General features: G+C 69.2%; 9 protein-coding genes and 1 pseudogene. 4 read left to right on the forward strand and 6 right to left on the reverse strand.

Translation table 11 applies throughout. From position 1 onward, the window contains the following. Positions 1-13: 13 nt before the first annotated feature. From AB0P41_RS06255 to AB0P41_RS06265, 3 genes are all read right to left on the reverse strand, one after another. A complete protein-coding gene (locus tag AB0P41_RS06255; protein ID WP_365930432.1) occupies positions 14-1,117 on the reverse strand; it encodes an enolase C-terminal domain-like protein in 1,104 nt (367 codons plus the stop codon). Beyond that, positions 1,114-2,013, reverse strand: coding sequence for a LysR substrate-binding domain-containing protein (locus AB0P41_RS06260; RefSeq protein ID WP_365930434.1), 900 nt, complete (start codon positions 2,011-2,013; stop codon positions 1,114-1,116). The genes AB0P41_RS06255 and AB0P41_RS06260 overlap by 4 nt, the downstream gene beginning before the upstream one ends. A gap of 531 nt (positions 2,014-2,544) precedes the next feature. Next, positions 2,545-3,522, reverse strand: a complete 978-nt coding sequence (locus tag AB0P41_RS06265) for a LysR family transcriptional regulator (RefSeq protein ID WP_365930436.1) — start codon at positions 3,520-3,522, stop codon at positions 2,545-2,547. A gap of 39 nt (positions 3,523-3,561) precedes the next feature. Here AB0P41_RS06265 and AB0P41_RS06270 point away from each other — a divergent pair, with 39 nt between their 5' ends. Further along, positions 3,562-4,521, forward strand: a complete 960-nt coding sequence (locus tag AB0P41_RS06270; RefSeq protein WP_365930438.1) for a serine hydrolase — start codon at positions 3,562-3,564, stop codon at positions 4,519-4,521. 83 nt (positions 4,522-4,604) lie between these two features. Beyond that, entirely contained in the window at positions 4,605-5,648 is a 1,044-nt protein-coding gene (locus AB0P41_RS06275) for an MBL fold metallo-hydrolase (RefSeq protein WP_356714449.1), read from the forward strand. 409 nt (positions 5,649-6,057) lie between these two features. Here AB0P41_RS06275 and AB0P41_RS06280 read toward each other — a convergent pair whose 3' ends face one another. Further along, complete coding sequence (locus AB0P41_RS06280; RefSeq protein WP_365930439.1) at positions 6,058-6,924, reverse strand: GNAT family N-acetyltransferase; 867 nt, start codon at positions 6,922-6,924, stop codon at positions 6,058-6,060. Between the two features lie 309 nt (positions 6,925-7,233). Continuing rightward, positions 7,234-7,542 (reverse strand): annotated as a pseudogene (locus tag AB0P41_RS06285) (nuclear transport factor 2 family protein); the annotation flags it as partial. Positions 7,543-8,094: 552 nt separating this feature from the next. Here AB0P41_RS06285 and AB0P41_RS06290 point away from each other — a divergent pair. Continuing rightward, the gene (locus AB0P41_RS06290) at positions 8,095-10,179 is read left to right on the forward strand and encodes a SpoIIE family protein phosphatase (protein WP_365930441.1); all 2,085 of its coding nucleotides are present in this window, start codon (positions 8,095-8,097) and stop codon (positions 10,177-10,179) included. A gap of 96 nt (positions 10,180-10,275) precedes the next feature. On the opposite strand, the gene AB0P41_RS06295 is transcribed toward AB0P41_RS06290, so the two are convergent. Further along, on the reverse strand, positions 10,276-11,724 hold the full coding sequence (locus AB0P41_RS06295) for a cytosine permease (RefSeq protein ID WP_365930442.1): 1,449 nt from the start codon (positions 11,722-11,724) through the stop codon (positions 10,276-10,278). Positions 11,725-11,792: 68 nt separating this feature from the next. Between AB0P41_RS06295 and AB0P41_RS06300 the strand changes: the two genes are divergently transcribed. Further along, the gene (locus AB0P41_RS06300; protein WP_356714454.1) at positions 11,793-12,434 is read left to right on the forward strand and encodes a TetR family transcriptional regulator C-terminal domain-containing protein; all 642 of its coding nucleotides are present in this window, start codon (positions 11,793-11,795) and stop codon (positions 12,432-12,434) included. Positions 12,435-12,450: the final 16 nt, after the last annotated feature.

Raw genomic sequence — 12,450 nt, forward strand, 5'->3', positions numbered from 1 at the left:
GGCTCGTGCCGGGTCAGGCGTCCTGGCGGTAGCGGGCCAGCTTGTCGGGGTCGATGTCGATACCGAGTCCGGCGCCTTCACGGACTCGCAAGGTGCCGTTCTCGATGGTCAGAGGCTCGGTGAGGAGGTCGTCGGTCATGTCGAGGAAGTTCGACAGTTCACCCGGGTAGCGGGCGCTGTGGCGGTGCGCGGCTCCGAAGGCGACCGAGCACAGAGTGCCCACCTGGCCGTCGATCTGGTTGCCCATGACCACCTCCACCCCGAGTCCCTCGCACTCGTGCAGCACCCGCTGGGAGGCGGTGAAGCCGGTGCGGGCGGTCTTGACACTGATGGCGGTGGCGGAGCCGCCGAGCAGTTCCCGGGTCACCTCACCGGCGCGGGTGGCGCTCTCGTCGGCGATGAACGGCACCGGGCACCGCTCGACCAGCCACCGTCGGCCGAGCACGTCGTCGGCGGGGCACAGTTCCTCGGCGAAGGCCAGGTTGAGGTCGGCGAGTTCGCGCAGAACCCGGGCGGACTCCGGGGCGGTCCAGCCGCGGTTGCCGTCGATGTACAACTCCACGTCGTCGCCGAGGGCCTCGCGCAGTGCACGGCAGGCGGCCACGTCCTCGGTGTACGGGCGGCGGCCGACCTTCACCTTGAAGGTGGTGACGCCGTGCGTGTCCCGGATACGCTCCGCCTCCGCGACCATCCTCTCCGCAGGGGCGAAACCAACCATGTGGCTCACCCGCATTCGGTCGGTGTATCCGCCGAGCAGCCCGGACACCGGCATCCCCGCGGCCTGCCCGATGATGTCCCACAGCGCCATGTCGATCGCGGCCTTCGCGGTCGGATTGCCGACCGTCCGGTCCAGGCGCTCGTGGACCGACTCCCGTTCCAGGGGCGTCAGTCCCAGGATCTGCGGGGTGAAGAGCTTGTCGACGACCGTGACGATCGACTCCTGTGTCTCGCCGTAGGTGTAGGGGCGGGGCGGGGCCTCGGCGGTGCCGACGAGACCCTCGTCGGTGTGCACCCGGACCAGGACGTGGTCGGCGGTGTGCACCTCGCCGCTGGCGAAGCGCAACGGCTTGGCGTACGGGATGGCGAACGGAATCGCCTCCACCTTGATGATCTTCATTCCACTCCTTCGAGGAAGACGTCGTTTCGCTCCAGCACCTCAAGGAGGTTGCGCACCAGCACTGAGTCGTCGTCCCTCCTCCACGCCAGGTCCAGTCGCACGGAGTGGGCGTCCACCAGTTCCTTGCACACAACGCCTTCGCGAGGAGCGGAGCGGATGGAGTCCGGCAGGACAGCGATCCCCAGGCCGGCGGCAACCAGTGCCAGAGCCGCGGATGTCTCGCTGACCTCGTACGCGAGTTGCGGGTAGTAACCCGCGCCCAGGCACGTACGAACAACGGCGTCGTTGAGAACCGACCCGAGCGAGGCGCCGTACATGATGAAGCTTTCGTGCTTGAGCTGATCCGCTCGTACCGATTCGGCTCGTGCCAGTTCATGCTGTTCAGGCATGGCAACGACCAAGGGATCGTCGGCGATGGGACGGTGGAGGATGCCCTCCTGGCGTACCGGGGGACGCAGCACACCTACATCGATGCGACGCTCGATGAGCGCCTTCTCCTGGGCAGGAGTCAACATCTCGGTGTGCACCTCCAACATCACGTGTGACATCTCGCGCTTCAACAGCCTTGCAAGTGCTGGTAGTTGTCGATACGAAGCGGAACCCGTCAAGCCGACTCTCAGTACTCCTTCCACGCCGGCCGCGAAGCGCGCCACCCGCGAGACCGCCTCGTCAACGGCCTTGAGGATGTGCTCCACATCCGTGCGGAAAACCTCGCCCGCCCGGGTCAGGGCCACCTGTCGAGTCGTACGGGTGAAGAGCTCCACACCCAGCTCGGCCTCCAGGCGACGGACCGCCTGGGAAAGCGGCGGCTGAGCCATGTGCAGTTGCTCGGCGGCCCTGCCGAAGTGACGCGTCTCGGCGACGGCCACGAAGTATCGAAGATTCCTCAGTTCCATCGAATGCCCTTTCGTTGACCGAGGCCCTCGATGTCGCCCCAGCGTAAGAAGTCCGTCCCATACAACACAAATACTTGATAGCGACGGATTAATACTTTCCAGATACTGAAGAGGATCCCGAGCCGCTTTGCACTAGGCCAGTCCGCTGGGTGGACCGCCCTGTGCGCGAGGGGGACGCGGAGCCGCGTCCGGCCGTGCGCGGGTTCGTCTAGGTGCTTGGTCATCGGGCCGGGAAACGTTGAACCGCCTTATTGCCGCACCGCTGGACGCCCTCTCGCGGAGTTCGGCGGTGATCCGTCGACTGCACGCTTCCGCCGGCCAGGGAACGCCCGAGTCGCCATGGTGCGGGCTGCGCAGCACGCTGGTGACCACGAGCGACTGGGGGTCGACCGGAGTCCCAGCCCCCTTCCTCGCCTCCTCCCGAATCGGACCGGGCTTCACATCGTGCAGCCAGGACAATTCCCTCGGCCTCAGCTCCCCGACACGAACCCCAGGAAGGCGGCCACCGGTCGTCCGCCGGGTCGAGACCGCCTACCAACGCGATGCTGTTTCGTCGTACACCACCGCCCATGGGCGGGGCGGCTCGGTATCTGCGGGCGCGCCGTCCTGCCGGTGCAGGGGCGCCGGGCGATCGCGGGCGAGTACGTCGGCTGCGAGTTCGGCGAAGTGTGGGGCGGCCGGGTGAGAGGATCGGTCGGCGGGCCAGACTCCGCCGGTTCGCTGGGTGAGGGGGCGGCCTGCCAGTGGCCGCCATACGACGCGGGGCTCCTTGCCGGCCACCGGCCCCTGGTCGAAGGCAATGCCGTGCCCCGCGGTAACAAGGGCCAGCAGGAGCTCGGGGCGCGAGGCATGCCGCAGTCCGGTGGGAACGAAGTCCCCGGCCCGGCATGCGTCCAGAATCCGGTCGTACCAGCCAGGGGCCTGCGCACGTGGAGGGAGCACGAGGTCGTGACCGGCCAGCTCGGCCAGCGCGACCTCCGGCAGCCTGGCCAGTGGTGAGGCGCGGGGCAGGACGACGCCGAGTTCCACGCGCGCCTCCGGACCGAGGCGGAGGCCGGTGACGTCCACGGGCTGGTGGACGAGGCCGACGTCGAGTTCGCCGGACGCGATCAGCCGCAGTTGCTCGTCGGTGGTGATCTCCTGGAGATCGACGGACATGCCCGGATAGTGTTCCGCACATCCGCCGAGCAGCAGCGACAGCGTGGCAACCGTCGTGCCGGGGGGCACGCCCGCGCGCAAGGTATTCGCATCACCCTCGCCGGCGCGGCGGGCCAGCGTCCGCAACCGTTGCTCCCCCAGTAGCAGTTCACGGGCTTCGTCCAGCAGTACTGTGCCCGCAGGTGTCAGTTCGACCTGTCGGCGCGACCGGTCGAACAGCTCGGCGCCGAGATCCTTTTCCAGCCTGCGTACCGCCTGGCTGAGGGGCGGCTGAGCCATACCGAGCTGGTCGGCGGCCCGGCTGAAATGCAGCTCTTCGGCGACGGCGACAAAGATGCGCAGGTGGCGCAAGAGATCCACAGTCAGGGACCTTACGTGAGGGGCTGAGAAATGGTCGAGGATCAGATCCGTGAGGTCTTCGCGGGGGCGGGGGCCGAGGGGTTGTTGCACGCGGTCCCCATCGATGGGGTGCTGGGCTGTGAGGAGGTGACGAGCGGCAGGTGTTCGGCAGACGACACGGTGGCCGTGGGCGAGTGGGCGTCAGCCGACGAGGTTGCCGTGGGCGCTGACGAGCCCGTCGTGATCGCCTCGATCTTCAAGGTGTTGCTGGTCCTGGAGTTCGCGCGCCAGGTCGCCGCCGGTCAGCTCGACCCGCGTGCGCGGGTCCGGGTCACGGGCGCGGACCGGCTCGGGGGCTGGGGTACGGCCGGTTGTGCGGACGATGTCGAGCTGTCCTTGCGCGACCTGGCTCTCTTCGCGATCTCGGTGAGCGACAACTCGGCGGCGGACCTGCTGCTGGCGCAGGTCGGTCTGGACACGGTACGGATCCTGGTCGAAGAGCTCCGCCTCGACCGGACCAGAATCGTGGGCGGCCCTCGCGACGTGTTGCAGTCGATGCTCAGCGAGGTCGGCGCACGCGACGAAGACGAGTTCGCCCTCCGCTACCCAACGCTCCCGGACGAGCGCAAGAGACGGATGAGCGTGCTGGATCCCTCGCGGACCAACGCCAGCACGCCCCGCGAGATCACCCGGCTGCTGCGTCTCATCTGGCGTGACGAGGCCGGCTCCCCACAAGCCTGCTCGCTGGTGAGAGAACTGATGTCCCGCCAGCTCTTCCGGCACAGGCTGGTGTCGGGATTCCCCGACGAGGCGACGGTCGCGGCGAAGACCGGAACCCTTCCCGGCCTTCACATGGAGGCGGGGGTCGTCCGGTATCCCGACGGCGGCCGCTACGCGGTCTCCGTCTTCGCCCGCACGAGGGAATTCGCCGCATCACGTACGGCCGTCGACGCGGCGATCGGTACAGCGGCTCGAATCGCTGTGGACTTCCTCCGCCGCCATAGCCGGTGACCTGGTCTCATACGGGTATACGTATGAGACCGCGTGAAAACCGATCTTGGACTGTGGCGCGTGTTTCCTGATCTCCTGGCCGTATGAGCGACGACACAGACGCCCTCCGTCCGAAGCGGCGCATTCAGGGTTTCGGCCGGCGCACCGTGCTGCGCGGCGCCGCGTTCGGCGCGGCCGCCCCGCTTCTCGCCTCCCCTGCCCACACCACCGCCACCGCCATGACGCGCACGGCCGCGCCACCTGGTTCGACGTCCTTCCGCTGGCTGGGCACGTCCGGCTGGCGCATCGACGTCGAGGGGCGGACAGTGCTCTTCGACCCGTACCTCACCCGGTTCAGAACCGGCCTGTTCGACGGTGGTCTGGAACCGGGTACGAAGCTGAGGTCCGATCCTCAGCGGGTACGAAAGCACATCGGCCGCCCCGAGATCGTCCTGGTCAGCCACTCCCACTGGGACCACATCGCCGACGTCCCGTACATCGCCAAGGCCACCGGTGCCCGGATCGTCGGCACGGAGACGACGTTTCATCTGCTGGTCGCGTTCGGCGTCGACCCCGGGCAGATCTCGGTGGTCAAAGGTGGCGAGGTGCTGGACTTCGACGGAATCACGGTTCAGGTGGTGCCGAGCCTGCACAGCCGCAACAAGCGGCACACCTACTTCGCGCCGGGAACGTTGAACGCGACACCGTCGGCTGTCCCCCGTACCATCTCCGACCTGCCGGAGGGCGACACGCTCGCTTTCCAGGTGACGGCCGGCAGCGGCGCGCCCTCGGCATTCCTGATGGGCGCAAGCGACTTCTCCGAGCGTGCGGTCCACGGGCTCAGCCCCGAACTCGCGATGATCGCGGTGCCGTCCAGCGCCGCGACGTCCCTGTATGTGCCCCGGCTGTTGCGAGCGCTCGGGCAGCCCGGCGTCGTCGTACCCGTCCACTGGGACAACTTCGAAGAACCCCTGAGCGAACCACCGCGCCGCGACCCGGCGATGGACCTCGACGCGTTCGTCGCGCTGGTCCACCAGGAGTCCCCGACGAGCCGGATCGTTGTCCCGGACTACCACACCACCTACGGCGGAGACATGCGGCCGAAGCCGCGCCCCGCGCCGAGGAGCGGGGATCACCAACTGCCGTGAAACGGGGACTCCTGCGGCGGGATGCAACCCAGTCGGCCAGCACACGGTCAGCGAAGCCGCTTCAGCAGGTTCTCGGGCGCATGCAGAGGCCCGACTCGCGCCCGGCGGCCTGTCTGCGGGCTACGCGCCGACCGGGCGCCGGGACCGCAGCAGGATCATTGCGGGTAAGCAGGTGACCGCCCAAACGCGGCCCTCGTGCCTCACCGGATCACAGACTTCGTGAGGCGCGGACCGCACGGCGCGGCATCGTCGTCTCAGAGCTGCGCGCAGAGACCCCGTCAGGTTGGTCCCGGTCGCTGGAGCCCGCCGTCTTCAGTGATCACCGACCAGTGGTTGGCCGTGCGCTCAACCGCCGGATCTTCGCGTGCGTGTGTGACTCCGGAGTCACACAGCCGATCGGGTGCAGGGATCAGCAGATGTCGAACCCAGCCGAACGCAGGGCGTCCAGTGCCGGACAACGGCGTGGCTCGGGAACCAGCACGAGGTCGGCGTGGTAGGTCGAGGCAGTGAATACCGGAACTGCGGCGCGGGCCAGCGGTGCGAGGACGGCGGCCAGCAAGCCCGGTTCGTCGAGACCGTGGTACGGGTCGGCGTCGTACAACGCGACCCAGCGGTCTTGGACCGGAACGGAGGAACCGGCGGTGCGGATCACCGTCAGCCCCTCCGGAGCACGGACCAGAGCCAGCCAGTGGTCGTCGTTCGGCTCGCGCAGCTCCGGGTGGTGTTCGAGGGAAAGGGCCCCGTCCAGCACCCGGAGCCGTCGCGTCGGACGGGTCGGCTCGTCAGTCAGGCCGATGCTGAAGGCCACGCGGGCGAGGCCGGGTCCGTCGTAGTCCTTGAGGGGGTTGGAGGCGGCGAAACCGAGGCGGGTGTGGAAGTTACGCGAAACGGTGTTCTCGGGACTGGTGACACAGCGCACGTACCGGCGGCCCTGCGACCGGACGAGCGCAAAGAACGCCCGGTAAAGAGCTCTTCCGATGCCCTGCCCGTGCAGTGCGGGGTCCACGCCGGCGAAGTGTACGTAGGCGGTGTCCGGCTCCGTCTGCGACAGGAAGCCGACGAGGAACGCGGCCAGCTCTCCGTCGGGGTACTCGACCAGGAAACTGGTCGAGCTGAAATGCTGAAAGTACAACCGGGGCAGCAGCAATGCCCGCTCCAGCGCTCCCGCCTCCCCCTTCATCCCGCCCCACCACTGGTCGAGTACGGCAAGCACCCGTGGGTGGTCATCCGGGGTCGGGTGTCGGACAGAGAGGGAAGCTGGAAGACCGTCGATCACCCGCGCAGTGTGGCATCGGCGCGACAACGCCCGCCACCGAGATTACGCGGCACCGTGCCAACTGTCCCCGGCGCTGCCCGGAGGAACCGGCTGCGCACCTCGATGAGGGCCCTGTTGCGCACAGCTGGTCGGAGGACCAGGTGCTGACCGCCGGGGTGCAGGCCCCTGATCGCGGAGTCCTTGGCAAGCTTGAACACCCGGGCACTGTGCACCGGACCACGGCCGCGGTTCGCCCGAACCGAATGCGACCACCGAGCACGGCCCGCGCAGCGCCGTGTGTCCGACTGCCCCCAGCAGCCGGCACTGATCTTTCGCTTCGAATGCCTGGGCGACAGCCAGGCTGTCCTCGTAGACATGGTGCGGGGTGACCAGGCCGCCTTCGACGGTGAGATGCAGAGCCAACCGCGCCTGGTGGGCACGTCCGGTGGGCAGCGCGGTCTGCCGGATCTCGCCCAGCACGACCGCTTCGCTTCCGTCGATCAGGATGCGCTCGATCTCGGTCGCCCCATGCTCCGGCACGTGGTTCTCGGCAAGCTCGCGATAGTGGGCTGCCGCGTCGGCCCGGGTGGACCGGTGACGGATCCACGGCGTGGCAGCACGGCCGTGCTCGGCCTCCGGCGGTCTGCGTCTACTACAAGGCCCGCGACGTCCCAGGCCACCCGCCGCAGGGGTGCCCGGGGGAGGTCGCGAACGCGGTGCGCGGGGAACCCGGCCCGAAGTACGAGAACCTGCGCCTCCCGGCGCCTTGTGAGGAGTGCGTCGTCCGCGCTGAGGCAGGCGCCACCGGGTTGCTGGGGCGCGGCCTGCAACCATGAGCGTGGTGACGCCGACGCCGTGCGTCAAAAGGGCTGTCGCGCAATCCGTGGTGGATTACGGGTCAGCCCCTGGCCGGTCTCGGCTCCCTCACGATGCCACCTCCGGCTCCGGGACCCTCAGGAAACCAGGTGCATCACCGGCTTGTATTCGTGTCCGGCGACATCCTGGCGGCCCTTCCCCAGGTGGCCCGGGGCACGGGCCTTCCCCGTCCAGGACGCCTGACCGTGGCCGGGGTGCTCCCGAGGACGCGTTCGGAGGCGGTTCCGCGCAGAATGGTGATATCGACCGCCCCTGGTGCGTGGCCCGTCGTCCCGGCCCGTCGAGCACTCAGCGGAGCCGGTCAGTAGGAGGTTCATGAGCCACTCCTTGGAACCGAACGGCGGACTCGGCCCGCGGGGCCGTCCTCAGGCCGCGGCCCGTGTCGCTCTGGCGGTCAACGGCATGGGCAGCTTCACCTGGGACCTGGCCAGTGGCGAGATGCGCTATGACCGCGGCGGCCTTGCCGTGATGGGGTTCCGGCAGGGTGAGTTCGACGGACGTCTCAGCACGCTCGGTGAGCGGATGCTCCCGGTGGAGCTGCCCGCGATCGAGGAGCAGGTGGAACGTGCGCTGCGGGAACGTTCCGGCTTCAGCCTCTACTTCCGGATCCGCCGGCACCGGGGCGGCGCGCTGCGATGGACCCACACCCAGGGCCACGTCGTCTGCGACCCGTCGGGGCGCCCGGTCCGCGTCATCGGGATCATCCGTGACGCCACCCAGGAACTGCGTGCCGTCGACCAGACCGAGCAACTGCGCATCGCCAGGAACGACCGACGCCGCCAGGCCGACATCGTCGGACACGTCAGCGACGCCCTCGTCCCGACCCTCACCGTCGAGGACGTCGCCGAGGCGCTGACCACCACCCGGCTCCTGGAGCAGATCGGCGCCTCCAGCATCGTCCTCGGCCTGGTCGACAACGGCCGTATGGGACTGGTCGGAGCGAACGGCGTGGCCGACGAGATCGTCCGCGACTTCCACCTGTCCCGTCTGGACGAACCCCTTCCGCTCACCGATGCGGCCCGAACCCGGGAGGCGGTCTTCCTGACCGACCGGACGGACTTCGTCGAGCGGTACCCGGCTGTCGAGCCCTATCTGACGAAGTTCCCGCGGGCCGCAGCAGCGGTCTTCCTCCCGCTGATCGCCCACGACACCCCGATCGGCGCAGTCGGGCTCACCTACGAGGGCAGGGCCGGCTTCCCGCAGGACGAGCGGACCGTACTGACCGCGCTGGGCAAAGTCATCGCCCAGTCGCTGCAACGGGCCCTGCTCTACGACCAGGAGCACGAGCTCGCCGCCGGACTGCAGACGGCGATGCTCCCCGGGGTCCTCCCCGACGCCCCCGGCCTGACCCTCGCGACCCGGTACCGGCCCACCCGCGCCCGGGGAGGCATCGGCGGCGACTGGTACGACGCCCTCACGCTGCCCGACGGCCGGATCGCCGCAGTCATCGGCGACGTGCAGGGCCACGACGTGACAGCCGCTGCCGTCATGGGGCAGCTCCGCGTCGCCCTCCGGGCGTACGCCGCCGAGGGCCATCCACCGGCCACCGTCATGGCACGCACCTCAGTCTTTCTGACGGAACTCGCCACCGACCGCTTCGCCACCTGTCTCATCGCCCTGCTCGACCCACGCACGGGGATGACCTCGATCGTGCGCGCGGGGCACCCGGAACCCCTGCTGCGGAGCCCGGACGGTGGCGCCGCGTGGCTCGGCATCCCTGGTGGGCTCCCGCTCGGTCTCTCGACTCAGGGCACCCAGCCCGTGTACCCGGCCTCGGAGACGGTCCTGGAGCCGGGGTCGACGCTCGTGCTGTGTACGGACGGACTCGTCGAGGCCCGCGCCGAGGACATCGACGTGGGGCGCGGCCGGCTCCTCCGGGCCCTGCACACCGGGCCGCAGCAACCCGACGAGCTCGCCGACCATCTGCTGCGCAGCATGGCCGATCACACAGGGGAGGAGGACGATGTGGCGCTCCTGATCCTGCGGCGGCCCCGGGGAAGGCCCGTCCCGGCCCCGAAGTGGGAGACCGACATCGCACCCCATGACCCCGACGCGCTGCGGGCAGCACGGCTCGGGCTGCGTACAGCGCTGAGCAACTGGTCACTGGAGGCCATCAGCGACACCGCTGAGCTGCTCGCCTGCGAACTCGTCACCAACGCCCTCCTGTACACGGGCGGCGCCACCACTCTGACGGCCAGGCCCGTACGGAACGGCGGGCGGGCCCTGCGTCTGGCCGTCAGCGACACGTCACCGGCCTCCCCGCGACGCCGTGCCGCGACGGAACTGCACACATCCGGCCGGGGCCTGATGCTCGTCGAAGAGCTCGCTGACACCTGGGGAATCGATCCCCGCGGCAACGGCAAGACCGTGTGGTGCGAGATACCCCTCGCCGTGCCCTGAGAGGAGCCTGGAAAGGCAGGGGGGCGGCTCCGACGGACTGGCTCCCCCACGGCGCGTCGTTCCGGCACCAGCGGTCGGAGCCTGAGCGGTTCTCGTTCACGAGCGCACCAGCACACGGCCGGAGACTCGCGTCAGGGCGGTGTACAGGACCGAGGCGACGACGATGCCGACGGGCAGCGCCACGTCCACACCTCCCAGCGCCTGGGCGACCGGGCCGGTGTACAGGGTGTTCACGCACAGGGCGGCCGCGGTGACGCCACCCGCGAGTGCGATGGTCCCGGCGGGATTGAATCCGGCGGTGTACCAGAAGCGGCTGCCCGGGGACTCGTCCATGAGCGCGGGGCCGTCGTAGCGGTTGCGGCGAAGCAGGATGTCCGTGGCGTACACGGCCATGGCGGGTCCGAGAAGGACGACGGTGAGCTGGAGGACGTTGCTGACGGTGTCGAGGAAATCGGATATGAGCAGCCCGTACAGGGTGAGGGAGACGGCGGCGGTCCCGTCGACGAGCACACTGCGGGTGCGGCGGATGCGGATGCCGACGGCCTGGAGGGCGAGGCCGGCGCTGTAGGAGGTCAGCGCGTTGATGGCGATCGTGCCGAGGACCAGGGCCAGCAGGAAGACCGGGGTGAACCAGACGGGCAGGATCTGTTCGAGGCCGGTCTGCGGGTCGCTCATGTCGACCGCGGTCGCGGCGCAGGCTCCGAGGGAGCAGACGATGACACCAGGTACGAACCCGCCCAGGGTGGTCCAGCCGACGACGGCCTTCGAGGAGGTCGTGCGGGGCAGGTAGCGCGAGAAGTCGGCACTGGTGGTGTAGGACAGCGGGCCGGAGCCGATGAGGGTCACACCTGCGATGAGGACCGACCAGAGACCGATGCCGCTCAGGGGCTCGGCCGGGGTGTGGCCGAAGTCGGTGTGCCTGAGCACCGGGACGGCGACCACGGCGAAGACTGCCGACAGGACGAGCGTGATCGGGAGATACAGCCTGGTGATCATGGCGTGGCCGTAGACGCCGATGGCCAGGGTGAGGGCGGCGATGACCACGACGACGGTGATCTGGACGCCGGTGTTCGCGGTGATGCCGGCTTTCTCGACGAGGGAGAAGGCGGCGGTCGCGGCGGCGGCCAGATTGAGGGCGAAGTAGCAGACGGAGATCATCCAGCCGACGATCGCGTTGTTCACCCGGTTCCCGAGCACGCCGTAGATCGCCCGGGTGATCACCTCGCTCGGCGCGCCCGCCGCCGGGCCCGAGATGGAGAGAAGCCCTGTGAGCAGCCAGAACAGGTTGCCCACGACGATGACCGCGAGGGCCTGCCACAGGCTCAGACCCATGAGTACCAGGGCGCCGCCGGTGACCAGGCTGAGGTAGTTGACGTTCGCCGCCGCCCAGATGGAGAACAACTGCCGCGGGTGACCGTGGCGCTCCTCGTCGCCGATGTGGTCGATGCCGTGGGCCTCGACGCGGCTCGCCCGGTCCGAGGGGGGCCGCCCTGCCTCATCGGCGGGGTGTGTGCCGGGTTGCGGGTCGGGAATCGTCGCTGCCATCGGGCTCCTCCGGATGCTGCGTACCCACCTGGTTGTTTATTGGTCGCAAACTCAATAGCATCGATTCCATGCCGTCAAGCGTCCCGCACAAGCGAATCCGCAGATCTCCCGCCGCCAGACGTGCGGAAATCGTTGCAGCGGCCTCGGTGGTCGCACTGACGGAGGGTCTGGAATGCATCACCCTCCGGCGCATCGCCGAAGAGCTCGGCGTGCGGCCAGGACTGATCAGCCACTACTTCCCGGCCGTCGAGGACCTCGTCGCGGAGGCTTACGGCGACGCCGCCGGGAGCGAGCTCGACAGCCTCCTTCCGGCCGACCGGGCCGGCGCCACCCCGACACAGCACCTGGCGCGGTTCTTCGCCCGGGCGGCAGGCGAGGCGTACGACGACATCAGCCGGCTCTGGCTCAACGCCCGGCACCTCAGCCGCTACCGCCCCCTGTTGCGTGACCGCGTCGTCGCCCAGGAGAGCGCATGGCGCGGCCGGCTCGAAGGGGTCATCCGCGAAGGCGTCGAGCAGGGCGAATTCCGCACGGATGACGCCCTCGTGACCGCCGTCCAGATCCTTGTCGTCATCGACGGTCTCGGGGCCCACGCCAACACCGCCACCGCGGGCCGTCCCCCCGAGCTCGCACGGATGGCCGCCCTCACCGCAGAACGCGGCCTGGGCCTGCCTCCTGGCGCCCTGACCGACGCCACCGTCCCCAACTGACCTGACGTTCCAAGGA

It is taken from the genome of Streptomyces sp. NPDC079167, assembly GCF_040686735.1.
Classification (GTDB): Bacteria; Actinomycetota; Actinomycetes; order Streptomycetales; family Streptomycetaceae; genus Streptomyces.

Bases quoted from the DNA above. Each gene is read 5' to 3' on its own strand.
- AB0P41_RS06255 (WP_365930432.1), bottom strand. From the start codon at position 1,117: ATGAAGATCATCAAGGTGGAGGCGATTCCGTTCGCCATCCCGTACGCC.
- AB0P41_RS06260 (WP_365930434.1), bottom strand. From the start codon at position 2,013: ATGGAACTGAGGAATCTTCGATACTTCGTGGCCGTCGCCGAGACGCGT.
- AB0P41_RS06270 (WP_365930438.1), top strand. From the start codon at position 3,562: ATGGTCGAGGATCAGATCCGTGAGGTCTTCGCGGGGGCGGGGGCCGAG.
- AB0P41_RS06275 (WP_356714449.1), top strand. From the start codon at position 4,605: ATGAGCGACGACACAGACGCCCTCCGTCCGAAGCGGCGCATTCAGGGT.
- AB0P41_RS06290 (WP_365930441.1), top strand. From the start codon at position 8,095: ATGAGCCACTCCTTGGAACCGAACGGCGGACTCGGCCCGCGGGGCCGT.
- AB0P41_RS06295 (WP_365930442.1), bottom strand. From the start codon at position 11,724: ATGGCAGCGACGATTCCCGACCCGCAACCCGGCACACACCCCGCCGAT.
- AB0P41_RS06300 (WP_356714454.1), top strand. From the start codon at position 11,793: ATGCCGTCAAGCGTCCCGCACAAGCGAATCCGCAGATCTCCCGCCGCC.